Origin of the sequence: Kribbella sp. NPDC051620, assembly GCF_044453825.1 — a bacterium.
In the GTDB taxonomy this organism is placed as follows: domain Bacteria; phylum Actinomycetota; class Actinomycetes; order Propionibacteriales; family Kribbellaceae; genus Kribbella.
In genome coordinates, this window is the sequence record NZ_JBITDB010000002.1 from 1,237,261 (window position 1) to 1,260,094 (window position 22,834).

The 22,834-nt window shown below is 66.3% G+C and carries 23 protein-coding genes and 2 tRNA genes; 10 read left to right on the forward strand and 15 right to left on the reverse strand.

Annotated elements, in window-relative coordinates:
• The first annotated feature begins 115 nt into the window (after positions 1-115).
• A complete protein-coding gene (locus tag ACIA12_RS12890) occupies positions 116-2,929 on the forward strand; it encodes a helix-turn-helix transcriptional regulator (protein WP_396367104.1) in 2,814 nt (937 codons plus the stop codon).
• Here the strand turns inward: ACIA12_RS12890 and ACIA12_RS12895 are convergent.
• A complete protein-coding gene (locus ACIA12_RS12895) occupies positions 2,897-3,448 on the reverse strand; it encodes a hypothetical protein (RefSeq protein ID WP_396367106.1) in 552 nt (183 codons plus the stop codon). The genes ACIA12_RS12890 and ACIA12_RS12895 overlap by 33 nt on opposite strands.
• 106 nt (positions 3,449-3,554) lie before the next feature.
• On the opposite strand from ACIA12_RS12895, the gene ACIA12_RS12900 reads away from it, so the two are divergent.
• Entirely contained in the window at positions 3,555-4,136 is a 582-nt protein-coding gene (locus tag ACIA12_RS12900; RefSeq protein ID WP_396367107.1) for a TetR/AcrR family transcriptional regulator, read from the forward strand.
• A 4-nt stretch (positions 4,137-4,140) separates the two neighbouring features.
• Positions 4,141-4,686, forward strand: a complete 546-nt coding sequence (locus ACIA12_RS12905; protein WP_396367108.1) for an AAA family ATPase — start codon at positions 4,141-4,143, stop codon at positions 4,684-4,686.
• 6 nt (positions 4,687-4,692) lie between these two features.
• Here ACIA12_RS12905 and ACIA12_RS12910 read toward each other — a convergent pair whose 3' ends face one another.
• On the reverse strand, positions 4,693-5,454 hold the full coding sequence (locus ACIA12_RS12910) for a hypothetical protein (RefSeq protein ID WP_396367109.1): 762 nt from the start codon (positions 5,452-5,454) through the stop codon (positions 4,693-4,695).
• A gap of 3 nt (positions 5,455-5,457) precedes the next feature.
• On the reverse strand, positions 5,458-6,357 hold the full coding sequence (locus ACIA12_RS12915; protein WP_396367110.1) for a M24 family metallopeptidase: 900 nt from the start codon (positions 6,355-6,357) through the stop codon (positions 5,458-5,460).
• 254 nt (positions 6,358-6,611) lie between these two features.
• Here ACIA12_RS12915 and ACIA12_RS12920 point away from each other — a divergent pair, with 254 nt between their 5' ends.
• The gene (locus tag ACIA12_RS12920; RefSeq protein WP_396367111.1) at positions 6,612-7,370 is read left to right on the forward strand and encodes a hypothetical protein; all 759 of its coding nucleotides are present in this window, start codon (positions 6,612-6,614) and stop codon (positions 7,368-7,370) included.
• On the opposite strand, the gene ACIA12_RS12925 is transcribed toward ACIA12_RS12920, so the two are convergent.
• A complete protein-coding gene (locus ACIA12_RS12925; RefSeq protein ID WP_396367112.1) occupies positions 7,367-8,317 on the reverse strand; it encodes a GlxA family transcriptional regulator in 951 nt (316 codons plus the stop codon). The genes ACIA12_RS12920 and ACIA12_RS12925 overlap by 4 nt on opposite strands.
• A 222-nt stretch (positions 8,318-8,539) precedes the next feature.
• On the opposite strand from ACIA12_RS12925, the gene ACIA12_RS12930 reads away from it, so the two are divergent.
• Both ACIA12_RS12930 and ACIA12_RS12935 read left to right on the forward strand, forming a co-directional pair.
• Entirely contained in the window at positions 8,540-9,034 is a 495-nt protein-coding gene (locus ACIA12_RS12930) for a pyridoxamine 5'-phosphate oxidase family protein (protein ID WP_396367113.1), read from the forward strand.
• Between the two features lie 35 nt (positions 9,035-9,069).
• A complete protein-coding gene (locus ACIA12_RS12935; RefSeq protein ID WP_396367114.1) occupies positions 9,070-10,062 on the forward strand; it encodes a phosphotransferase in 993 nt (330 codons plus the stop codon).
• Positions 10,063-10,070: 8 nt separating this feature from the next.
• Here ACIA12_RS12935 and ACIA12_RS12940 read toward each other — a convergent pair whose 3' ends face one another.
• From ACIA12_RS12940 to ACIA12_RS12950, 3 genes are all read right to left on the reverse strand, one after another.
• Complete coding sequence (locus tag ACIA12_RS12940; protein WP_396367115.1) at positions 10,071-10,520, reverse strand: DUF6069 family protein; 450 nt, start codon at positions 10,518-10,520, stop codon at positions 10,071-10,073.
• Positions 10,521-10,523: 3 nt separating this feature from the next.
• Positions 10,524-11,498 carry an RNA polymerase subunit sigma-70 gene (locus ACIA12_RS12945; protein WP_396367116.1) on the reverse strand — a complete coding sequence of 325 codons (975 nt, stop codon included), beginning with the start codon at positions 11,496-11,498 and terminating at the stop codon, positions 10,524-10,526.
• 97 nt (positions 11,499-11,595) lie between these two features.
• Positions 11,596-12,552 (reverse strand): helix-turn-helix domain-containing protein, encoded by a 957-nt coding sequence (locus ACIA12_RS12950; RefSeq protein ID WP_396367117.1) that lies wholly within the window; start codon positions 12,550-12,552, stop codon positions 11,596-11,598.
• Positions 12,553-12,743: 191 nt separating this feature from the next.
• On the opposite strand from ACIA12_RS12950, the gene ACIA12_RS12955 reads away from it, so the two are divergent.
• The 3 genes from ACIA12_RS12955 to ACIA12_RS12965 are packed head-to-tail and all read left to right on the forward strand — an operon-like array spanning position 12,744 to position 15,135.
• Positions 12,744-13,538 (forward strand): alpha/beta fold hydrolase, encoded by a 795-nt coding sequence (locus tag ACIA12_RS12955; protein ID WP_396367118.1) that lies wholly within the window; start codon positions 12,744-12,746, stop codon positions 13,536-13,538.
• Between the two features lie 2 nt (positions 13,539-13,540).
• Positions 13,541-14,347 carry an alpha/beta hydrolase gene (locus ACIA12_RS12960; protein ID WP_396367119.1) on the forward strand — a complete coding sequence of 269 codons (807 nt, stop codon included), beginning with the start codon at positions 13,541-13,543 and terminating at the stop codon, positions 14,345-14,347.
• On the forward strand, positions 14,344-15,135 hold the full coding sequence (locus ACIA12_RS12965) for an MBL fold metallo-hydrolase (RefSeq protein ID WP_396367120.1): 792 nt from the start codon (positions 14,344-14,346) through the stop codon (positions 15,133-15,135). The genes ACIA12_RS12960 and ACIA12_RS12965 overlap by 4 nt, the downstream gene beginning before the upstream one ends.
• 8 nt (positions 15,136-15,143) lie before the next feature.
• Here the strand turns inward: ACIA12_RS12965 and ACIA12_RS12970 are convergent, their stop codons facing one another.
• The 4 genes from ACIA12_RS12970 to ACIA12_RS12985 all read right to left on the reverse strand — a co-directional run bounded on the left by ACIA12_RS12970 (position 15,144) and on the right by ACIA12_RS12985 (position 18,702).
• Positions 15,144-15,713 carry a hypothetical protein gene (locus ACIA12_RS12970; RefSeq protein ID WP_396367121.1) on the reverse strand — a complete coding sequence of 190 codons (570 nt, stop codon included), beginning with the start codon at positions 15,711-15,713 and terminating at the stop codon, positions 15,144-15,146.
• A gap of 282 nt (positions 15,714-15,995) precedes the next feature.
• Complete coding sequence (locus ACIA12_RS12975; protein WP_396367122.1) at positions 15,996-16,292, reverse strand: protease inhibitor I42 family protein; 297 nt, start codon at positions 16,290-16,292, stop codon at positions 15,996-15,998.
• Between the two features lie 25 nt (positions 16,293-16,317).
• A complete protein-coding gene (locus tag ACIA12_RS12980) occupies positions 16,318-18,237 on the reverse strand; it encodes a C1 family peptidase (protein ID WP_396367123.1) in 1,920 nt (639 codons plus the stop codon).
• A 388-nt stretch (positions 18,238-18,625) separates the two neighbouring features.
• Positions 18,626-18,702: transfer RNA gene (locus ACIA12_RS12985), tRNA-Ile, on the reverse strand.
• 119 nt (positions 18,703-18,821) lie between these two features.
• On the opposite strand from ACIA12_RS12985, the gene ACIA12_RS12990 reads away from it, so the two are divergent.
• Complete coding sequence (locus ACIA12_RS12990) at positions 18,822-18,968, forward strand: hypothetical protein (protein ID WP_396367124.1); 147 nt, start codon at positions 18,822-18,824, stop codon at positions 18,966-18,968.
• A 134-nt stretch (positions 18,969-19,102) separates the two neighbouring features.
• Here the strand turns inward: ACIA12_RS12990 and ACIA12_RS12995 are convergent.
• From ACIA12_RS12995 to dnaG, 4 genes are all read right to left on the reverse strand, one after another.
• Positions 19,103-19,175 (reverse strand) — tRNA-Asn (locus ACIA12_RS12995).
• Positions 19,176-19,269: 94 nt separating this feature from the next.
• Positions 19,270-19,812 (reverse strand): hypothetical protein, encoded by a 543-nt coding sequence (locus ACIA12_RS13000; protein WP_396367125.1) that lies wholly within the window; start codon positions 19,810-19,812, stop codon positions 19,270-19,272.
• A gap of 47 nt (positions 19,813-19,859) precedes the next feature.
• Positions 19,860-20,774 (reverse strand): RNA polymerase sigma factor RpoD/SigA, encoded by a 915-nt coding sequence (locus ACIA12_RS13005; RefSeq protein ID WP_396367126.1) that lies wholly within the window; start codon positions 20,772-20,774, stop codon positions 19,860-19,862.
• Between the two features lie 84 nt (positions 20,775-20,858).
• Positions 20,859-22,766: a DNA primase gene (gene dnaG, locus ACIA12_RS13010; protein WP_396367127.1), complete on the reverse strand. Its 1,908-nt coding sequence runs from the start codon at positions 22,764-22,766 to the stop codon at positions 20,859-20,861.
• Positions 22,767-22,834: the final 68 nt, after the last annotated feature.

Here is a 22,834-nt window from a genome sequence, read left to right on the forward strand (position 1 = left end):
GTTCCTCCTGTTTGGTCGTCCTGATGCATCAACCCTGGCCGCCGACAGCCACCCCGGTCGTCATCCGATCTGGTGACATCCGATCCCGGACCCTGCTGATGCGACGATGGGCGGCATGCCGACGACGATCGTCAGTCCGGAGCTGGTCGGGCGCAGCGATGAGCTGGCCGAGATCCTGGCGGCGTACGAGAAGGCCGCCGGGGGCGAGTCGGTCACGGTGCTCGTCTCGGGTGAGGCCGGCATCGGCAAGTCCCGCCTGACGTCGACCGCGCTCGGCTCGCTGCCGGGCGATCCGCTCGTCCTGTCCGGCGGTTGTCTGGAGCTCGGCGCGGGCGGTACGCCGTGGGTCCCGTTCGTCGCCGTACTGCGCGATCTCCTGCGCACCTGGGGTGCTGAGCGACTGCGTGCCGAGCTGCCCTCCGACGGTACGGCGCTGGCCGCCTGGCTCCCCGAACTCGGGTTGACTCCTGCAGACGGCGGCCAGATCCGGCTGTTCGAGGAGCTGATGACGCTGCTCGACCACGCGGCGCGGGACCGGGCTGTCGTAGTACTGATCGAGGATCTGCAGTGGGCGGATGCGTCGAGTCGGGAGTTGTTCGTCTATCTGGCCCGCAATCTCGGGCCGCGGGCCGTGCTCTTGGTGGGCACGGTTCGTACCGGCGACCTGGTGGCCGGTCATCCGACGCGCCAGTTGCTCGGCGAACTCGGGCGACGCGCCGAGATCGTCCAGCTGGAGTTGCAACCACTGAGCCGCCAGCAGGTCGGCGCACTGCTCTCCGCGATCGAGGGTCAACCTGCGCATCCGGTGGTCAGCGCCGAGATCCACCAACGCAGTGCCGGAAACCCGTTGTTCGTAGAGGCTCTCAGAGCATCCGGTACTTCGCCCGCCGGGCTCGCCAATCTCACCACGCTGCTACTCGACCGCGTCGCCGACCTGTCGCCGAATGCTCGCCAACTACTGGAGACGATCGCGGTCGCCGGTGCTGAGGTGACCGACGACCTGCTGTCCGAGGTCTGCGACAGCGAGCCCGACGACGCATTGCGCGAGCTGATCGAACGCAACCAACTGGTCGCCACGGCCGACGGCTATGCGATCCGGCACGACCTCATCCGCGAGGCTGTCTACGGTTCACTGCTGCCCGGGCAACGGCGCCGGCTCCACGCGCGCTATGCGCGAGTGCTGGCGGACCGTACGAATTCGTCAGCGGCACTGGCCGAGCACTGGGCAGCAGCCGGCGAGCCTGCACTGTCCTTCCAGGCCGCGTGGCGGGCAGCCGCGGTCGCCTCGCAGCAGCACGCCTATGACGAGCAACTCAACCTTCTGGAGCGTGTTCTCACCCTGTGGTCCGCCGGCTCCCCTGCCCAGGAACGAGTCGACGTCCTCCTTGCCGCGGTTGAAGCTGCGTATGCCGCTGGACGATCCACCTCCGGAGTTGCCTACGCGACCGAAGCGCTGGCCGGCCTGGACATCGCTACAGAGTCCGCGCGGGCCGCTCGACTCCTCGGACTCCGAGGACTGCTGCGCAACCGGATCGACAACAGCGGGATCGACGACCTGACCAAGGCCGTCGAACTGGTACCGCCCGGAGCCGACGACGCGTTGCGGAGCAGGCTGCTTTCATCCCTGGCCTACTTGCACTGCATCGACGGATTGCAGTCGCGCGCCCAGACCTGCGCTGCAGAGGCATACGAGCTCGCGCGCGGAGATGACAGCCTGCGAGCGGCAGCGCTGCTGGTGTTCGGCTGGGTCGACGACCGCAACGGCGACGTCCAGTCGGCCTTGAAGCAGTACGCCGATTGCCGTGCGGCGGCGGAGGCCGGCGGCGACCACTACACCTACCTGACCGCCGTCCAATGGGCCGGCCTGACCCTCAACAAGAACGGTCGCCGCGAGGAGGCTGTCGCTCTCATCGCGGCCGCGCAACAGTCAGCCGAACGCTGGGGACTCGGCCGCGCCCGCGGCAGCATGCTGGCCCAGAATCGTGCCTACGCGTTGTTCTACCTGGGCCGCTGGGACGAGGCACTCGACGTCGTCGACGACGCCCTCGCGGACGGCCCGCCACCGCGCCACGACGCCGCTCTGCGATTCCTGGTCGCCCAGATCGCCTGCAGACGTGGCGATCTCGACTACGCCGGCGAGTTGATCAGCATCGCCGAGGACACCTTCGGCGACCGCCGTCCCGCTGCCTTCGAGCACTTCTTCACCAGCCTGCGAGTCCTGGTCCTGGCCGGCCGGGGCGAGCTCGACGCCGCCGAGAAGGTCCTCGCCGACCACTTCGACAAGGTCCTCGCGAGCAACGACATCCTGTACTACGAAACGGCATGGGTACTCCTCGTCGCCGTCTACTTCGAGCGCCTCTCCCGCTCGCACCGCAGACAACCCGCCACCCGCCTCACCGAAGTACGGGCTCGACTGGCCGACGGCGAATCCCGCTGGCCCACCGTCGCCGCCGTCCTCCGCACCGCCGAGGCGGCCGAATCCAGCACCCTGAAGTCCTGGGACGACGCCGTCGCCGCCTGGCGGGCGCTGGCCGAGCCCTACGAACTGGCGATGACGCTGACCGCCGCCGCCTCGGCAGCCCTTGCCACCAGCAACAAACCCGGCGCCCGCCTCCGGCTGACCGAAGCCCAGGCCCTGGCCACCGGCCTCTCCGCCAAGCCTTTGCTGACGGAGATCGCCGCCTTGACCGCCCGGGCAGGTTTGGCCGAAACACCCGTCGTGGCCAACTCCTACGGGCTGACCGCGCGAGAACTCGTCGTCCTGAAGGTCCTCGCCCGCGGCCTGTCCAACGCCGAGATCGCCCGCGAACTGTTCGTCTCCACCAACACCGTCGCGACCCACGTCACCCGGATCCTGCGCAAGCTCTCCGTCACGACGCGCACCGAGGCGGCCGCCCTAGCGCACGGTACCGGCCTGTTGACGGCCTAGCCGGATCGCCGAGACGAGGAAGAAAATTCCACCGAGGACGGCGTACCCGGCGACGTTGGTCAGCTTCGGGTCGGTTGCGGATGCTCCGGCGATGAACGAGAGCCCAGCCAGCACGGAGATTCCGCCGCTCAGCATCATCGGCCACTGGCCTCCCAGCTTGCGACGGCCGGCGCCCACGATCAGCTGGATCAGGCCCGCGACGACCGCCCAGGCGCCCCACACACGCAGTACCGCCGGTACGCCGGAAGCGGCGGCGATCGCCAGTCCGATCGCGGCCAGCAGGCTGATCGCCATGTTGACGTAGAGCCCGCGGGTCGGGCCGGTGGTACGGACATCCACGATTGCCGCGGCGACGTCGAACAACGGGTACAGGACGATCAGGGTGACGGCGAGCGGGCCGAGGCCGGACTTGGTGGCGAACATCAGCCCGGCCCAGACGATGGCGAACGCGAAGCGTCCGAAGTACAGGCGGCGCAGGGCCGGAGCGATCCCGGCGGTGGTGGCTTCAATCGTGGTCATGGATGAGCCCTTCAAAGAGACCGAACGTTCTATCTCTGCCAACCATCGGCGACCGGCTGCGTCTTGTCAAGACAGAACGTTCTACCTATCTGTTACGCTCAGGCAGATGGGTGAGGTACGGATCTCCGAAGCGCGGCTGCGCCTGCTCGACACCGCGACGCGGGTTTTTTACACCGAGGGCATCCACTCTGTGGGCATCGACCGCATCGTCGCCGAGGCCTCGGTGACGCGAGCAACCTTGTACCGGCACTTCACCGGCAAGGAAGAACTGGTCGTCGCCTACCTGCACAGCGTCGCCCAGCTGGAGCGCGACCAGATCGAACAGGCCATCGCCGGTGCCGACTCAGCGGCCGACAGCATCCGTGCCGCGGCGAAGTCGATCACCGCCGGCATCACCTCCCCCGGCTTCCGCGGCTGCGCCTTCCTCAACGCCGCCGCCGAGTACCCGGACCCCGAACACCCTGTCCACCAGGCGGTCCTCGCCCATCGCCAGTGGTTCGCCACCACCATCGCCGACCTGTTCACCCAGCTGGGCGACGCGTTCCCCGAGCCTCCGGCCCGCCACTTCATCATGCTCCGCGACGGCGCCATGGCCGCCGGTTGCCTGGCCGACCCCACCGAGGTCTGCGACACCTTCCTCAAGGGCGTACAAGGCCTACTCACCTACCGCACCGCCCAGTACTCCTGACCACATGTCCGCAACCGTGTACCTCATCGTCGGCCTACCCGGCGCCGGCAAGACGACCCACGCCAAACACCTGGAACTCACCACCCCGGCCCTACGCCTCACCCCGGACGAGTGGCAGATCGCGCTGTTCGGCGACCAGAACCCGCCGGACAAACGCGACCTGGTCGAAGGCAAACTGATCCAGCTCGGCATGCGCGCCGCCCAACTGGGCACCAACGTCGTCTTCGACTTCGGCTTCTGGGGCAAGGACGAACGCTCCGCCCTCCGCTGGATCGCCGGTACTCTCGGCGCCCGCAGCCAAGTCGTCTACCTCCCGATCGACCACCAGGAGCAACGCAGGCGAGTCACCAACCGCTTCGCCACCACCCCCGACGAGACCTTCCGGATGACCGACGTCGAGTTGACGCAGTGGCGATCCCAGTTCCAAGCCCCGGACGACGAAGAACTCCACGGCTCCGAGATCCCACCCGCCCCCACCGGCCACCAGACCTGGTCAACCTGGGCCTCCGAACGCTGGCCCTCACTACCCGACCAGTACCTCGCCACCTAGCCAGGTCTAGCCAGTGAACTTGTCCGGCGACTGCTTGATGATTCCCTCGCTGTACATGTCGGCCATCGAAGCCATGTGCTCCTCGGCCTTCCCGTAGTCACGAATCGCGCCGGTGAAGTCGTTCTTCAGAATATCCACGGCATATGCGGCCGTTTGATCGATGTGCTCATGCCACATCGCTTCGCTGTCCACAACCGGCCAGCTACCAGAGTTCAACGACGACAGAAAGTCCGCGACCTGCTTGGCATTGGCGTACCAAGCGTTCATTGCCGACTGAAGTCCAGCTTTGTCACCTGCCTGAGCAGCTTTCAATACCGGGACCGCGTCATTGATGTGAGTCGTCAGCAGGGCCGTCAACTGCTTGCCCTTGTCAGGGCCGTAGTAGGCCGCGAACGCCGTTCCGATGTCCCGCTGATTCTGCAGAAGCCGGTCCACCGTCGGCTGCAGCGCTTTCTGGTCATGGAAGAACGCATTGACGGTCGAGTAGGTCCACTCCATGTGCTGCGACCACAGATTCCGCTGAGCTGTGTACAACTTCACCTCGGCATCCGTGTTGGCGCCATGCGCCATGGCACTCGTCGACATCGTTGCCGGCGTACTCGCTCCGGCGGCAGGCGTCGACGCATCACATCCGCTGACGACAGTAGCGGCAACACCCAGGCCGGCAACCACAGCCGCCAACTTCAGGCGCATATTGGGCGATCGTTTCCCGGAAATCCACTTCGAGGTACTCATCATTTCCTTTCTTTCACACATGAATTCGGACACGCATCAAAGTATTCCTGGAATGTTCTGGCCGTGGTCAGCCCAATAGCGCACATGGGGCAGGTCGTCGTCGAGCCAGTACGCGGTCTCCTCGGTCACCACGAGAACCTCACCCCATTTCGCACCGACGCTGCCCCGGCCGATGTGCGGCTCGAATGCCCATAGACCCGGCCCACAAGGCCGGTCGGATGCCGGCTTCCAGAACGGTGCGGAGTGAACGTCTCGACGCAGGGCGGACCCAATGACATCGCCGGCCAGGTAACCGACGGTCTGCGGACTGAACCCTTTCACGTTGAACGTCGGCAACCGCAGGCCCGGCACCCGGCCGACCCGGTGGGCGACTGCAGACCCGGGGTACAGCGCATGAATGTTGACATAACCCAGGTCTTTGACATGGACGTCTATTCTCTTGTCGATCTCGCCCTGGGTATCGCCATTTCGCACCATATCCAGAATCATCCGACGAAAGGGGGCGAGCGCCATCCGAGTTTCATGGAATTCTGCAGTTGGCTCGCCGAGGGTGCAGGAGTACCCGATATCGGCAGCCCCACGCCGATAGATGGGGCCGATATCGAGAATCACGGCATCCCCCTGCTTCAACGGGCGGTCGCTCGGCCGGTAGTGCCTACTGAAATGAGCCATGCGGCGATCGAAGAGATCCCGGACCCGCCGCGGAAAGGGCGGAAAGTTCAGGAATCGAGTGCGGTCACCGAACCAGACAAATCCGTAGTGGAAGAAGTGAGAAACTCCCCGCGCCCGCAGCCAGTGCTCGAGCCTCGCGGCCCCCTGCCGCTCGGTGATCCCTTCGTGCAATTCGGCTTCGATCGAGAGAGTCGCGTCGAAGGCGAGACGCTGAGCTGCCTTGAACGCTGCGAGTTCTTCGGCTGTGAACAGTTCGCGGGTCAAGGTCCAGTGCCTCCGGTGGTGACGTCGATTTGATCAGCTCCAGCTTCTTCGAGTTCTGCGTCGCACTGAAGTGCAGAAGCTGACAAAAGCCCCACAGATCTGGCCAGAAGCAGTTCGCGTCCGACCGGCGGCAGCTATGATCGAAAACACTGAAAGTAGTTGATCCTCCTCCCACTTTTTTATCTCCTGGAGCCCTCGTGTGCGCAAGCGGCGACGCAGCAAGTGGACCGGCCCCGGCACCCTCGTCGTCAGCGATGACCAGCTACGAATGGATCTGCAGAACGAACGGCGTACTGAATCGCGCTGAGCGTTCGGCTGTCCGCACCGGCATGCGAAAATTCGTTGCAACGGCAGTGGCAGGCTTTATTATGTGGCCTATCACCAGGTCACGCTCGGCCGAGGCATTTTCTTTTCCGGAGGTTCCTGACACAGAGGCGGCGAGAACTGCCATCGAAGTGGCCGGCCGGCAAGGCGCCACGCTGCTCTTCCACAGCTATCGGACGTGGCTGCTCGGAGCAGCCTTGGCCCAGGCGGATCAGATCAGCGTGGACTCGGAGATTCTCTTCGTGACCTCGCTGCTGCACGACTCAGGAATGCTTGCCAGTGTGCCAGGAGAAGATTTCACCCGTCGATCCGCGGACAATATCCTTGATGTCTTCGCCAGCGCCGGCGAGCCGCGCCGCAGGGCTCTCGAGGCTGCCGACGCCGTGGTTGCGCATGCGACACCTGGCCTGGACAGGTCCGTGGACCCGATCGGCTATTACGTCCAGTGCGGGGCCATGGCAGATCTTGCCGGCATCCGCAGGTGGCATCTACCGCCTGGCGCGATCAGTGAGGCTTATGCCCGGTATCCGTCGCACGATATCCATCGCACTCTTTCGGCACTCGCCCGGCGAAATGCGGAAGAAGCACCCGGGACTCGGATGTCACTGCTCGTGCCGAAAACAATAGGCAAGAAGAAGATTCGACTCGCCGGATCACTGAGGAGAACAACTGGCGAGTCCAGTCACTAGAGGGTTTTACGCGATGCAGTGCTCTTGAACCGGCCGCGATACTGACTGGGCGAGATCCCTAACCGAGTTACGAATGTACGACGCATTGATTCCGTGCTCCCGAATCCCGCTCCCTCTGCCGTCTCCGCAACGTTGTATCCCGAATCCAGCATCGACTTGGCGCGATCAAGCCGGACTTGCTCGACATACCTGGCAGGCGTCATATCGAACTCTGTTTGGAAGAGCCGCGCGAGGTGGCGCTGGCTCACCCCGACCTGGTCGGCAAGACGACTGGAGCTGTGATCCAAACCAGGATCTGCCGAAATGAGGTCGACGACGTCCCGGAGGGTCGGCGTCCGTGCGGGCCTCAACTCCAGCGGCGCGGAGAACTGCGACTGGCCACCTGGACGTTGCATGAAGACAACAAGACTCCGAGCTACCGCACGTGCGATGTCGGGGCCATGATCGGCCTCGACCAACGCCAGCGCAAGGTCGATCCCGGCGGACACTCCCGCCGACGTGAACACCCCGCGGTCCTCGACAAAGAGCGCATCCGGTACGACATCGACATCAGGAAAGGCTCGGGCAAGAGTCTGCGCATGGCGCCAATGGGTAGTTGCCCGACGCCCCGACAGTGTGCCTGCGGCAGCCAGGGCAAATGATCCGGTGCAAATAGAGACGAGACGGTGTGTCCGCTCGCGAAGCAACCGGACTGCAGCCACCAAATCGGGATCGATGGGCGCGCCGACAAGTATGTCGCCGCCGCAGACCACGACTGTGTGTGCGTGCGAAACACTCCCCGCGGGACCATCGACCGGCATGACCGGACCAGTCGAGGTAGCAACGGCCTCGCCCGAGGGTGACACGTAGCACAACGAGTAGGCCGCCCCGAAGAGGTTCGCTTCCGCGAAGACCTCGGCCGGACCTACCACATCCAGACTTTTCACCCCATCGAAGACGACGAACACTACTTTTCTCGAGCTGGACACTGTTTGATCTCACAATCGCCGAATCCGACGCTCGGTTCCGAAGTGCCGGGTTGACCTGAAGCGTCGCATCCCTGACGCCACGTGCTGACCTCATGTCCGGATCTGTGGGTTGTTGGTCAGTTTTCGCTCTAAAACACGGTTCCCTGCTCCGACAACCTGGTCGGCGGACGCAACGCCGTCCCGCCCCCTAAGATCCGACTCATGGATGACCCGAACCTGGCGACCTGGCTGGGAGATCTGCAGGAAGCGTCCTTCAGCAAGGGCGGCGCGGTACGCACGGCGTACCCACCAGAGCGACGGCTGACCGGACCACAACTGGCCGAGTACCTGCAGCGCCGCAGCTATGCCCTAGCCTCCACCACCCGCGCCGACGGCCGCGCCCACGCCGCCCCGACCCTGTTCACGCCTTACGCAGAGGCGTTCTGGCTCCCCACCCTCGGCGCGGCGATCCGCCTTCGCAACGTACAAGCCAATCCGTGGCTCGCTCTGTCCGTACTGGAAGGCGAACACGACACACACGCCGCAGTACTGACCGAAGGCCCCGCCGAGGTCCTCACAACGGTCCCCTCCGAAGTCGTCGACCTCACCGTACGACGCAACAACGGCGGCGCCCTCGACTGGGCAACGGCCTGGCTGCGCATGACCCCGCAACGCCTCTTCAGCTTCGCCGAACACGCCTGGCGCGAACGCAGCTGACGGAACTCCGCGCCGGCGGCGACCGTTGGCGAATCGTGGACAAGCCGGCTCCGGAGGTGATCGCGCAGGCCTTCGACCTAGGGCGGCCACTGACGGACCTGGTGCTGGTCCGGCGCGGCGCCACGGAAACCTGGCGACTCGACACCGACCGCGGCAGCTACCTCGTGAAGGGCGCCTGGGACGGCATGGGTTTGCAGTTCACCCCAGACGGTGTGCCCGACCAGCTCGAGTCGGCGATGGCCTTCGAACGCCGCGCCCTTGAGGCCGGCATCGACATGGCAGAGCCGATCCCACCGGTCGACCCATGGCTGGGCTGGGTTGCACTGCTCAACGGTCGGCTCTTTCGCACGTACCGCTGGATCGACCATCGACCACTGCACGCTGATGATGACGTTGCTGGCTGGCTGGGCCGCACGATGGCGCAGATCCACCAACTGGCGCCGGTAGAACTCGTCGGCCTACCGGACTGGTGGCGAGGACCGATCTGGCCGAGGGCAACCTGGGAAGAATGGCTCGACGAAGCGCAGACCCTCGGCCGCCGATGGTCATCGCTAGCCCGCGAACGCCTGCCCGTTGTTCTTGCGCTGTCCAGCCGGATCGAGGAGCTGTGCGAAGTCGCACCAGACCCGGTCACGACGCACGGCGACTTCAAAACCCACAACCTGCTGATGACCTCCACCGGCCCGGTCCTGGTCGACTGGGACAGCGTCCGGATCGACAGCGCCGCACTCGAAGCCGGCCGCGTCGCGTACATCTTCGGCGCCGGTGAGCCTGAGCCGATCAAACGAGTCCTCACCGCGTACACCGGTGCCGGAGGCAACATTTCCTGGCCCGGCCAGGACCTGTTCTTCAGCGTCACCAGGCACGACCTGCAAGTCCTCTACGACCGGATCCTCGTCTCCCTCAACCGAAACCCACCCACCTGGTGGATGGGCGATCGCCGGACGATCGAGGAGGACGTCGAGCAGTTGCTGTCCGACCTCCCCGATCGGACCCAGCATCTCCGCGAACTCGCGGCCGACCTCTGACGACAACATCAATCGGTCTGCGCGCGAAGACTACGTGTCAGGGTTGGGATCATCACCGTCGCTGCGATCAGGTGCAGCGCGACGAGGGCGCCGGTGGCGGCGGCGTCCGTCCCGGCGAGCAGCGGCGGGACCAACGAGATCGCGGTCAGCGACCCTGCCGTCCACACGAACCGCTTGGCGGGGCGCGCGCTCCACCGCAGGAAAGCGGTGGCGATGACGACGCCCACTGCCGAGAAGAAGCCAGTCACCACGGCGAATCCAGCCAACGGAATCGTCTCGCCACCAGCTGGGACCTCGAAGTCGACTCCAACGGCCTGAGCGAGTGCGGCGGCGAGGGTGCTCGCGGCCATCGCGGCCACCGTGGCGACAACCCCGATACTCACCAGCCTGCGGAGCGGATGGGCATACCGGCTCCGACCCGATCCCGTCAGAGTCCCGGCGCCATTCATGCTGTCCATGTCCTACTCCGTGCCGTCAGCCGGGAGGCGGGCAGGCAGGTCCAGGCGTTGGAACTGGTCGGCGTGGAAGGTGGTGATCTCGGTGATCGACCCGCCGGTGATGCGTAGGACGTCCAGCGTGAGGGGTAGGTACGCGGCCTCCTTCTTCTGCCACTGGTAGAAGGCGACGGCGGGCTGCCGGTTCACGGAGGTGAGGACGCCACGCAGCCCCTTCATGCCCTCGAAACCGCTCTCGATCCAGTCGCTCACCACCGCTTCGCGGCCGACGTACAGGCCCGGCGTGGGCGGCATCGAGCTGCGCACATCATCCCGCAGCATCGCGGCGAGCCCGTCGATATCCGTGGCCACGCTGGCTTCGGTGAACCGGCGTACCAACTCGCGGGTCCCAGCGTCCTCCTCACCACCGGTCCAGTCCTGCCGCTCAGCCGGCAGGTGCTCCCGCATCCCCGCCCGAGCCCGCTGCAGCGCGCTGTTCACCGAGTTGACGGAATCCCCGAGCGCCTCCGCGACATCCTTCGCCGGCCACCCCAACACGTCCCGCAGAATCAGCACCGCCCGCGGACGCGGCGCCAGATGCTGTACTGCGACCAGGTAAGCCAACTCGATCGTCTCCCGAGCAACGGCCACACTCTCCGGCTCATCCGCATCCCCCGCCCGAACCTCATCCAGCAACCGATCCGGATAAGGCTGCAACCACAACACCTCACCCCCGACCGCAGGCTCCGGCCGCCACTTGGCCAGCAGATCCAGACACGCATTGGTAGCGATCCGATACAGCCAAGCGCGGAAAGTCGACCGCCCCTCATACGTCTCCCGCCCCCGCCAGGCCCGCAAGAACGCCTCCTGCACCGCATCCTCCGCGTCCTCAAAGGACCCAAGCATCCGATAACAGTGCACATGCAGCTCCCGCCGATGCCTCTCCACCATCCCCGAGAACCCGGCCTCGTCAACCTCACCCAGCCCCAGATCCACACTCATCGCGCCATCCTCCCGTCGCACCGTGTCCAGTCACACGTATGACGGCCACGACCACAACAACTCATCACCGGGATCGGTCGTCAGGCAGGACCGCAACTCAATCGGGGTTGCTGTGCAGACGGCGCCACTCTTGTGGCGTCATCCCGTGGGCTCTGCGAAAGCGCCGGGTGAAGTGGCCAGGATCGAGAAAGCCCCACTCGGCGGCGATCGCCGCCACGGGCCGGTGCCGGCTTTCGGGTGACGCCAGTTGCCGGCGCGCACCGGCGAGGCGCTCGCCGATGAGCCATTGCTCGAAGCTGAGTTGGTGACCGGCGAACAACTTGTACAGGTACCGCAGTGAGATGTTGTGCTCCGCGGCGATGCGGGCCGGGCTGAGCTCCGGATCGGTCAGGTGCCGGCGGGCGTACCAAAGAATCCTGGTGAAGAGAACGTCTCCCACCGCGGGATGCCACTGCCGGTCGTCGGCGGCGGATGACAGCAGCGCACGGACGAGTTGGGTGGTTGCCGCGCCGAGTGCCTCGGCCGCCGGCGTGCCTTGGAGTGAGTCGCTGACCACCGGCAGCACGGTGAGATGGTGGAGCACCAATTCGTACAGAGGGCTGCTCGGCAGTCGCTGGGCCGCTCGGCGTACCGTCTCGACGCTCAACCCGAGGTCGTCGTAGTCGATCTGGAAGGCCTGGGATGCGCCGTGACCGCTCCAGGCGAAGTCGTAGGGGGCGGTCAGGTCCACCAGCATCAGCTCACCGGTGTGGACGCGCCGGTCGGTATTGTCCTGGCTGAACTGGCCGGACCCGATCACCTGTACCGCGAGCGCGAGCCGCTCGGGAGCACCGATCCGGACGTGCCTCGGCGTACGGACCAGCCGGATGCCCGATCCCTCGTTGCGGAACAGGTCCGGAGCACCGAGCTGCCAGAAGTCCATCCGGGCATGCACTTCGCCGTGCCGGTCCTCGTGCTCGACCCGCGAGGGCACGCTCGCGGACATCATGGCCGCGTAGAAAGCCTCCGCGCGGTCCTGCCTCGGCAACGTGGCCGTCTCGAGCAGCACGGCCATCCAACCGCCCCCTGGCACTAGACATCCGCCCCGGCACGACTCCGGATCTGTGCACTCGCAGCCCAGAACCGTGCAGCGACATCCTACGGCGCACGGCCGTGGCACAGCTAGGTTTTCGGGCACCAGGCGCCCCACTGGAGCGATCGCCGTTTCCTCAGTCCCGCTGCGCTCGATCGACTCCGAGGAGAACCATGTTCCTGCGAAAGTGGCCAGTTCCCCATCTCCTGCTCGCGGTCGCCCTGGTCTTCAGCATGGCCGGGTCCGCCACCGCCGTCTCCACCCATGGCCCCAAGCCAACCGTCGTGCTCGTGCACGGGGCGTTCGCCGACGCGTCCGGCTGGAACGACGTCGCCCGCAACCTCCAGCGCAAGGGCTATCCGGTACTGGCGCCGGCGAACCCACTGCGCGGGGTGGACTCGGACAGCGCGTACCTGCGCAGCGTCCTCGCGACTGTGAGCGGTCCGATCGTTCTGGTCGGACACTCGTACGGCGGCTTCGTACTGACCAACGCCGCCACCGGAAATCCGAACGTCAAGGCCTTGGTCTACATCGCCGCCTTCGCCCCCGACGCCGCAGACACCGTCGGCGGACTGTCCACGCAGTTCCCCGGCAGCCGCCTCGGCCCGGCAGCGCTGGACCTCCGGCCGTACCCGGGCGGCGTCGACGGCTATATCAAGCCGTCCCTGTTCCGCGAGGTGTTCGCGGCCGACGTCTCCGCCTCCACCGCCGCCGCGATGGCGAGCACCCAGCGGCCCGCCGACCTGAACACGCTCGGCCAGCCATCCGGCGTACCGGCATGGAAGACCATTCCGTCCTGGACGCTCGTCGCCAGGAACGACCAGGTCATTCCGGCTGCCGCTCAGCGCTTCATGGCACAGCGCGCCGGCGCCCACCAGGTCGAGGTGAACGCTTCGCACGTCGCGATGATCTCGAAACCGGGGCCGACCACCGACCTCATTCTGAAAGCAGCGAAGGAGACCTCCTGATCATGGCCCCTGACACGATCGTCTTCGTCCACGGCTTCTGGGTCACGCCCCGCAGCTGGGAGAACTGGATCAAGCACTACGAGCAGCGCGGCTTCAAGGTGCTCGCTCCCGGCTACCCGGGATTCGAGGTGGAGGTCGAGGCGCTCAACGCCGACCCGACACCCGTGCTCAAGGTGACTGTTCCGCAGATCATCGAGCACTACGAAGCCATGATCCGCGAACTGCCGACCGCCCCGATCATCATCGGGCACTCCGCCGGTGGCGCCTTCACCCAGATCCTGCTCGACCACGGTTTCGGCGCGGCCGGGGTCGCGATGAACTCCGCACCGACCGAGGGCGTCCGCGTCATACCGCTGTCCCAGGTCAAGTCGACCCTCCCGGTGCTGAAGAACCCTGCCAACCGGCACAAGGTGGTACCGCTGTCGTTCGAGGAGTGGAAGTACGCGTTCACCAACACCTTCACCGACGACGAGGCCCGCGCGCTCTACGAGCGGTACGCCATCCCGGCGAACGGCGGCATCCTCTGGGGCAGCGTGCTCGCGAACTTCCAGCCCGGACATCAGGACACCTGGGTCGACTACCACAACGACCAACGCCCGCCGCTGCTGTTCGTCTCCGGCTCCGAGGACCACATCATGCCGCCGGAGGTACAGCGCTCCAACGCCAAGCACTACAAGTCGAACACCGTCACCGAGGTGAAGCTGTACGACGGATACGCACACCTGCTGCCTGCGCAAGCGGGATGGGAGCAGATCGCCGACGAGGTCCTCGACTGGGCCCTGAGCCACGCGGTCGACGACCGGCCGTGAGCGACGCCCGGATCACCCACATCGGCGGCCCGACGACACTGATCGAGGTCGACGGCTGGCGGTTGCTCACCGACCCGACGTTCGATCCACCTGGACGCCGGTACACGTTCGGCTGGGGCTCGGCCTCCCGGAAGGAGGCCGGGCCCGCGTTTCCTGCCGGCGACCTGCCGCCGATCGACGCGGTACTGCTCAGCCACGATCACCATGGCGACAACCTCGACGACGCCGGCCGCGCACTGCTACCCACCGTCGGCACCGTCCTCACGACGGTCGCTGGAGCACGTCGGCTGAGCGGCAACGCAATCGGCCTGGCACCCTGGGCCGTCCACACCTTGCGAAAGCCCGGGCTGCCCACGCTGCAGATCACCGCCACACCGTGCCGTCACGGGCCTCCGTTGAGTCGGCCCATCACCGGCGAGGTGACCGGCTTCGCGCTGAGCTGGGAAGGTCAGCAACACGGTGATCTCTGGATCTCCGGCGACACCGTGCTGTACGACGGCGTCCGGCAGGTCAGCGCTCGGCTCGATGTCGGAACCATGCTGCTGCATCTCGGCGCGGTGCAGTTCGGCATCACCGGCCCGCTGCGCTACACGATGACCGGCCGCGAGGGCGTCGAGCTGTGCGAACTCGTCCAGCCTCACACTGTCATCCCCATCCACTACGAGGGCTGGCGGCACTTCACCCAGGGCCGCGACACGATCGAAGAAGCCTTCGCCGCCGCACCCACCAACATCCGGGGCGCCCTGACCTGGCTCCCGATCGGTACGCCTCTGAGCGTGACGATTTGACGGTCGGCTTAGAGGTTGTCGATCTTGTAGACGACGCCAACCACCGATACGAAGTACGCGGTGTGTCCGACGAACTCCAACGACGTCGGACGGTCGAGGACGAGTGGACGGCCGCGGTTGTCGACGACAGGCGTCAGGCTCCCGGTGTGAGTGACGACAACCAGCCGGCCAGTGTCGGGGAAGGCGGGCGTACCCTCGCCCACACCGTCCCATTGCCCCTGCGACAGGGCGTACAGCCTGCCGCCCGGCCCCCGCTCGACGTCGATCAGCATGCTCGCGCCGCTGGCGATCTCGACGGGCTCCGATCCGCGACCAAGCGCGAGAACCTTTCCGTCTTCCGGTCTGTGCGGGTTGGGACCGGCCAGAGTCATGAAGACCTTGCCCTTGGCTACTTCGAGCCCGGTCGGCACCTGGTTCCCGAACGTCGCGACCTCTTTGATCAAGCCGTTGTGTCTGACCTGCAAGACCCGGTTGTGGTGTCCGTCGGTGACCAGAAATCCACCGCGGTACGGCTCCATCGCGTACTGCACGCCGGTATCGATGAAGATCGCCGGTACCGGCGGATTGTCTTTTGGCATTGGCCAACACCGTCTTCGGCAACCCCGTCGCGTAGGTACTGACCCGACCGCTCAGCCGATCGATCCGCAACACGCTGCCGGCATTCCCATCGGTGACTCGCTACTTCACAGCGGTCATCGCACTGCGATGGCCTGATCTGACAGCCCCACCGCCCCAGCCGCCGAAACCATCCTGAACCGCCCTCGCCAGCCTCCACCCACCCCCCGACCCCGTCAAGACGCCGGCTGATTGCCGACGATGGAGAACAGTCGCAGTTTGCGGCTTGACGAAAGAGGTCGGAGCTAAGGGGTCAGCTCGACCGGTTGGTGCTCGAGCGGATCGGAGTCCGGTGACCGGCGGAGGAAGAAGTCCAGCGTGATGCTGGACCCACCGAGGACCTCCACCTGGAAGATCCTCGTTCCTCCGCCGCCGGCCAGGCCTTGCTGGTCAGACTGCGGCGCGTACGTCGTACCGAGAACGACCGCCTCGGACGGGTCGTGGTCGAGGTGCCAGCGGTAGCCCGTCGTCGGGTTCTCCGGCAGCGCGATCTCCACGGGCCCGCCGGCGGCGGTGACCCGGAGCAGCGGACGTTGTCTCATCAGCCTGGCCAGTCTCGGTTGTCGGTTACGGGTACCAGTAATTGTCCTGGACGGATCCGCCCGCGCCGACCGACCAGACTTCCATGCTGTTGGGAATCCGGGAGACCGCCGCGATCCCACCGCGCAGCGAGACGCTGCCCCCGGGCGCGAGATCGAAGGTCTGCCAGTTGGCGCCGTCGTACCAGTACGAATCGCGCAGTGAGCCGTTCGCGCCCGTCCACCACAGCTCCATGCTGTTCGGAATCCGCGACACCGCCGCGATCCCGGCAGTGAGCGAGGCACTACCCGCGGCCGCCAACTCGAAGGTCTGCCAGTTGGCGCCGTCGTACCAGTACGAATCGTGCAGCGAGCCGTTCGCGCCGACCCACCACAGCTCCATGCTGTTCGGAATCCGCGACACCGCCGCCACCCCACCACCCAGCGAAGCACTGCCCGCGGGGGCCAGCTCGTACCGGGCCCAGTTGTTGCCCTCGTACCAGAAAGCAGCCTGCATCGAGCCGTTGCCGCCGACCCACCAGACCTCCATGCTGCTGGGAATCCGCGACACCGCCGCGATCCCACCATCCGGCGAAGCGCTCCCGGCCGGCGCCAGCTCGTACCGGGCCCAGTTGTTGCCCTCGTACCAGTACGCCGCCTGCACGGAGCCGTCGCCGCCGATCCACCACAGCTCCATGCTGTTGGCGATGCGCGACACGGCCGCGATTCCACCGTTCAGCGAAGCGCCGCCACCAGGAGCAATCTCGTACCGTCCCCAGTTGTTGCCCTCGTACCAGTAGGCCGCCTGCACCGAGCCGTTACCGCCGACCCACCACACCTCCATGCTATTCGGAATCCGCGACACCGCGGCGATCCCGCCGCCGAGCGAGGCACTACCCGCCGGCGCCAACTCGAAGCCCTGCCAGGGATTGCCTTCGTACCAGTACGAGTCGCGCACCGAGCCGTCTGCGCCGACCGACCACAGTTCCATGCTGTTGGGGATCCGCGAGACCGCCGCCACCCCACCGGCCTGCGAGGTGCTCTGCTGCCCGACCAGCTCGAAGCCACGCCAGCCGCCTGGCACCTTGACGCCTTCGACGCCGTACATGGCGAACCGATTCAGGCGGCCGTCGGAGTCCCGGTCGTTGCTGGTGTCGTCGATCCCGCACTCGCCGTACCCGATCCGGAAGAACCCGTTGTCTCCCCAACCCGCGCTCCAGGAGTTCTTCGCGATCCAGCAGCGGTCGGCGTCGGAGTATCCGATGATCTCCACGCAGTGATATCCGGCGCTGTTTCCGTTGGTGTGGCGGTAAACGCCGGTGTGGTTGAAGAAGTCGTCGTAGACCTGGAAGACCGCGCACACCGGACCGCGATTGGCGAGCCATTGCTTGCGTTCCGCCGTCGACACCAAGGTGGAATACCCGGTCGGCCGGTAAAGCCGCGCGTCGCGGTCCGGGTGCAGTTTGCAGCTGGGGTTTCCGGCCGCGTCGAAGGCGCTGGAATACGGGAACAGCTCCTCCAGCGGTACGCCGCGCCGGATGCACTCGTCGAGCGCGCTGCTCGGCCACCAGCCGCCGCAGCTGGCGCCGTGCGCGGAGCAGAAGTGCAGGTCCGCCTCACTCAGGTCGATGACGTCCCCGGTCGCGATCGACACCGTCGACTCGATCGTCGCGCAACTGCAGAACGACACGCACGAACCGCAGCCACCCTGATCCTTGACCGGTGAGACGTGATTGCGTCCCCCGACGTCACGCCAGTCGACAGCGGCCGGCAGGTTACCGATCGACACCGCGGCGCGGGGCCGCTGGTTGATCTCCTCCACCAGGTCCCGGGGCACCGTGACGCCGAGCAGCCGGGCATACAACTGCGCCCGACGCTCCGACGGCGCAACCTCCTCCGCCCCGGCCGCCACCCGGCCCGGCCGCTCGATCAATTCCTGAAGTTCCGCCAAATCGTCGATCGATGACATGGACTTCCCCTCCCCAGGGTCTGTGAGATGTGCCATCACCCCGTCACTTCCGGTAATGACGCAGCCACCTTCCCCCGCACCGAAATACCGGTCAACGACACCACCCAACCTCTGCCCCCAAAGGCACCAAAACGGACCGATCAGGCGCCGTCCAACAATTCGCCACTGCACGATCGGCTCAGGGGACGGTGGTGACGAGGCGCATTTCGGTACCTACCGCGATACGGGAAGCGCAAGCCAAGGTGGGGGAGGCAGGCAATCAGCGGCGGGCTCGGGCGGTCACCGCGACGGAGGAGCGGCAAGGATGGGTGGGCGGGAGCGACCCGGAGCGGCGGCCGACGTAGGAGGTCGCGGCGGAGGGCGCGTGGGGTCTTTGGGTGGGTGGTGCTGGTGGGGCGGGTGGGACTCGAACCCACGACCCAGGGATTATGAGTCCCTTGCTCTAACCGGCTGAGCTACCGCCCCGTGCGGCGGGGCCGCGTGGTGATGGTATCGGATTCCAGGGGTGGGTCAGGGGGATGACGGAGGGGTTTTGGGGTGTGGGTGGGCGATGATGGGGGCTAGGTCCGATGGAAGGAAGTTCGATGGGCTTTTTCATTCTGCTGGTGCTCGTGGTGGCTGCTGTGGCGGCGTACAAGTTCCGGGTGCCGTTGATCGCGAAGCTGACGGGGCAGCCGCAGCACCGGATTCAGCGGGCGATCGAGCGGCGTAAGGAGAACAAGCGGCGTTGACACGCCGCGGCAACTCGTCGCCAGTAGCCGGCAGGTTACTGGTTCGAGCCGCGGTCAGCCGTCGTTCGGCTGACCTGGAAGAGCAGAACATGCGGAAGGCCGGTTCCTGGTGTGGAACCGGCCTTTGGTTGTTGCTCCCGCGACTGGACTCGAACCAGTAACCTGCCGGTTAACAGCCGGCTGCTCTGCCAATTGAGCTACGCGGGATCGAAGTGCTTCTTTGTCCCCGATCCCCGAGGACTTGAGTAGGTTAGCAGGACTGGGACCAAGTACAAAAATGGGATTTGGGATCGCTTCCAGGTCAGACTCCGAACTCGTCCCGGACGGCTGCCAAAGCGGCTTCGGCGCGCTCGACCAGGCCGGGCTGGGTGGGCTCCAATCCCTTGTCCAGAACGAAGTTCCAGCTCACCGGGGCGTTGGGGTCGGACGGGTTGCGCCGGCCGACTACGCGGACGCCTTTCTTGCCGGCTAGCGGGACGTGGCGCTGGACGAGGACGCTCGCGTCGATGCGTTCGCGCAGCAGCTGTCCGAAGCGGCCCGGGTCCTCGACCTTGAGTTCGGTGGCGCGCAGGGGCGTACCGAAGGCGGTGGTCTCGTAGACGCGCAGGACCGATTCCTCCGAGTCCCAGCCGGCTCGCTCGATCTTTTCCCAGCCGACGCGGCGTACTGCGCCTTCGGTCTCTGTCGGCAGGTAGAGGGCGGCGCGGCTACCGGCGACCCAGTTGCCGTCGATGAGCTGGACGGCGGCCAGGACGTCCTCCTTGCCGCCGGGCGAATGCCGGGAGGCGACTGCTACCGCTTCGGTCAGCTCGCGCGGCCATGACGTACGACGGAGTCTCAGCACACTGCCATGATCGCAGCCCGCTCCAACCACCGGACAGAACCGTCCCATCAGGCGGCGTAGTCGCGCAGGCCGATCGCACAGCGGGGGCGGAGTGCGCGCAGGGCTTCGGCTTCCAGGGTGTGTACCTCCTCTGGGGTGATTCCGAGGGTTAGGGCAGTCTCCTCGACTGAGGCGGCGGTCGGTCGGGTGAGGCCGAAGCGGAGGGTGAGGACCGCTCGTTGCAGGTCGTCGAGGAACTCAAGTTGGTAATGGAGATCACGTCGGAGGGCGGCCTGCAGGACGATTGCCTCGTCGTCGACGTATTGATCGGCCTCCTCCAGGTCGAGGACCTCGGGGCGGACTTTCCAGGCGTACGCGCGCTCGACTCGCGCGATGGTGAGGCAGGCGCCCGCGGCTACCTCGGCTGTCGTTGGTTCGCGGCCGAGACGTTGGGTGAGGTCGCGTTGGACGGCGATCACCCGGCCGGCGTCCGTGTAGGCCTGGGCGGGCATCCGGACGAGTCTGGAGCGGTCGGAGATGGCTCGTCCGATGGCCTGCCGGATCCACCAGATCGCGTACGTCGAGAAGCGATGGCCGAGTCGGTGGTCGAACCGCTCGACCGCTCGCATCAGCCCGAGATTGCCCTCCTGGATGAGGTCGAGCAGGGAGATGCCCTTGCCGGTGTATCGCTTGGCGAGCGAGACCACGAGCCGCAGGTTGCCCTCGATCATCCGCCGCCGCGCCTGCTCCCCGAGGATGACGACGGCTTGCAGGTCGTCGCGCAAGTCAGCCGAGGGCGTAGAGCAATCACCGCGGTCGGGGCGGTCGAAGTGTTCTAGGCGGTCGGCAGCCAATAGGCCGGCTTCTATCCAGTTGGCGTGGTCGGTGACCTCCTCGGTGGTCAGCAGGTCGTGGCGGCCGATGTCGCGGAGGTACGCGATCAAAGCGTGCAGGTCGGCCGGGTCGCAGTCCAGCTCAGGCATGGCAGTCTCCCTCTGTCACTAGGGATAGTGCCGTGATCACCACGAGTGACCAGCCTGTAATTCAGCGGCTGTGGATAACCACGCTCAGATCGCGCCGCTGATCGCCTGTTCGCGCAGTTCGGCGCGATACCGCTCGAGCGCGATCAGCTCGCCGAACATCCGGTTGTAGTCGTCAGCCCGGTCGATCGGGTTCGTCCGCTGCAGCTTCGACTTCAGGTCGGCGATCCGCCGCAGACACGTGAGCTCCTGCAGCCGCGCTAGATGCGCCCGCGCATAGATCTCATCCGGCTCGCGATCGAGGCGTACCGGATCCACAGCGAGCGCGCTGACCACGGCCGCCGCCGGATCGATCCCCATCGCCTCCCGGACCGCGACCACCCACGCCTCCCCCGGCGCCGCGTTCGCCGGCCCGCCCGTCTTGGCCATCGCACCGCGCACAGCCGCGAGCCAAGGATGCGTGAAGTCCTGGTCGTCCAACTCGTCGAAGGCAGTCCCCATCAGGTGCGGGTACTGCATCGCGATCTTCAGCACATCCCACTCGATCACGAACCGCTGGTCCCGCGGCGACGGCAGGTCTACCCGAGGCGGCGCGACAGGCGCCTCGCTGGTCGTCTGCACCGGCCCACGGTCGACCACGGCAGCCGGAGCCGGGGCAGGACGAGAAGCAGCACGATGTACTTCCGTACGCACCTGGTCCACCTCCATCCCCAGATGCCCGGCCAGCTCGCGCGTGAACGCGTCCACCTTCGACCGGTCGCGGATACTCACCACGAGCCGGGCCGCATCGCGCAGCGCGTCGATCCGGGTGTCCGCCCGATCCAGGTCGTACTTCGACAGCACATTGGACAGTACGAACCGGTACAGCGGCACCCGTCGCCCGATCAGCTCCCGCACCGCCGCATCGCCCTTCTGCAGCCGCAGGTCGCACGGGTCGAGCCCGTCCGGCTCCACAGCCACATAGGTCTGCGACGCAAAAGCCTGGTCACCCTCGAAGGCCTTCAGCGCAGCCCGCTGCCCCGCGCTGTCCCCGTCGAAGGTGAAGATCACCTCGCCGCGGAACTGGTCGTGATCCAGCAACAGCTGCCGCAACACCCGCGAGTGGTCCTCACCGAAAGACGTGCCACAAGTAGCAACAGCAGTCTGTACTCCGGCCAGGTGGCAGGCCATCACGTCGGTGTACCCCTCGACGACGACCGCCTGCTTGCCCTTCGCGATCTCCCGGCGCGCCAGGTCCACGCCGTACAGGACCTTCGACTTCTTGTAGATCGCGGTCTCACCCGTGTTGAGGTACTTCGCCTCGATCTTGTCGTCGTCGAACAGCCGCCGCGCCCCGAACCCGATCACGTCCCCGCCGGCGTCGCGGATCGGCCACATCAGCCGGCCGCGGAAGCGGTCGTACAGTCCGCGCTGACCGTCCGAGCAGAGCCCCGACGCGACCAGCTCGGTGTTGGTGAAGCCGCGGCCGCGCAGATGCGCCACCAGCGACTCGCCTCCGCGCGGCGAGAAGCCGACGCCGAAGGTCGCCGCGGCGTCGCGGTCGAAGCCGCGCCTGTCGAGGAACTGCCGGCCGAGCATCGCTTCCGGCGCGGTGAAGAGCTGCTCGGCGTAGTACTCGGCGGCGACCTTGTGCGCCTCGACGAGCCGCGGCCGCTGGTTGTTCTGCGAGCGCTGGATCGGCGCGCCGGATTCGTCGTACCGGAGCTGGATGCCGACCTTGGCGGCGAGCGTCTCGACGGCCTCGTGGAAGCTGATCTGATCGATCTTCTGGATGAAGTCGATCACGTCGCCGCCCTCTTGGCAGCCGAAGCAGTAGAAGAAGCCGCGGGCCGGCGTGACGTTGAACGACGGCGACTTCTCGTCGTGGAACGGGCACAGCCCCTTGAGCGATCCGCCACCCGCGTTCTTCAGGGTCACGTAGGAGCCGACGATCTCGTCGATCCGAGCCCGCTCGCGCACCAGCGCGATGTCCTCTTCCTTGATCCTGCCCGCCACGCGCCGAGTCTACGGTCCAGCCGAAGCCCGTGACACAACGGAGGTACAACGGACGGCCCTGGCAACAC

Excerpts from the sequence above, each read along its gene's own strand:
- ACIA12_RS12920 (WP_396367111.1), top strand. The coding sequence starts at position 6,612 with ATGACCAGCTACGAATGGATCTGCAGAACGAACGGCGTACTGAATCGC.
- ACIA12_RS13005 (WP_396367126.1), bottom strand. The coding sequence starts at position 20,774 with ATGCCTGAGCTGGACTGCGACCCGGCCGACCTGCACGCTTTGATCGCG.
- ACIA12_RS12970 (WP_396367121.1), bottom strand. The coding sequence starts at position 15,713 with ATGCCAAAAGACAATCCGCCGGTACCGGCGATCTTCATCGATACCGGC.
- ACIA12_RS12905 (WP_396367108.1), top strand. The coding sequence starts at position 4,141 with ATGTCCGCAACCGTGTACCTCATCGTCGGCCTACCCGGCGCCGGCAAG.
- ACIA12_RS12980 (WP_396367123.1), bottom strand. The coding sequence starts at position 18,237 with ATGTCATCGATCGACGATTTGGCGGAACTTCAGGAATTGATCGAGCGG.
- ACIA12_RS12940 (WP_396367115.1), bottom strand. The coding sequence starts at position 10,520 with ATGGACAGCATGAATGGCGCCGGGACTCTGACGGGATCGGGTCGGAGC.
- ACIA12_RS12955 (WP_396367118.1), top strand. The coding sequence starts at position 12,744 with ATGTTCCTGCGAAAGTGGCCAGTTCCCCATCTCCTGCTCGCGGTCGCC.
- ACIA12_RS12950 (WP_396367117.1), bottom strand. The coding sequence starts at position 12,552 with ATGGCCGTGCTGCTCGAGACGGCCACGTTGCCGAGGCAGGACCGCGCG.
- ACIA12_RS12990 (WP_396367124.1), top strand. The coding sequence starts at position 18,822 with ATGGGCTTTTTCATTCTGCTGGTGCTCGTGGTGGCTGCTGTGGCGGCG.
- ACIA12_RS12930 (WP_396367113.1), top strand. The coding sequence starts at position 8,540 with ATGGATGACCCGAACCTGGCGACCTGGCTGGGAGATCTGCAGGAAGCG.
- ACIA12_RS12890 (WP_396367104.1), top strand. The coding sequence starts at position 116 with ATGCCGACGACGATCGTCAGTCCGGAGCTGGTCGGGCGCAGCGATGAG.
- ACIA12_RS12945 (WP_396367116.1), bottom strand. The coding sequence starts at position 11,498 with ATGAGTGTGGATCTGGGGCTGGGTGAGGTTGACGAGGCCGGGTTCTCG.
- ACIA12_RS12900 (WP_396367107.1), top strand. The coding sequence starts at position 3,555 with ATGGGTGAGGTACGGATCTCCGAAGCGCGGCTGCGCCTGCTCGACACC.
- ACIA12_RS12975 (WP_396367122.1), bottom strand. The coding sequence starts at position 16,292 with ATGAGACAACGTCCGCTGCTCCGGGTCACCGCCGCCGGCGGGCCCGTG.
- ACIA12_RS12960 (WP_396367119.1), top strand. The coding sequence starts at position 13,541 with ATGGCCCCTGACACGATCGTCTTCGTCCACGGCTTCTGGGTCACGCCC.
- ACIA12_RS12895 (WP_396367106.1), bottom strand. The coding sequence starts at position 3,448 with ATGACCACGATTGAAGCCACCACCGCCGGGATCGCTCCGGCCCTGCGC.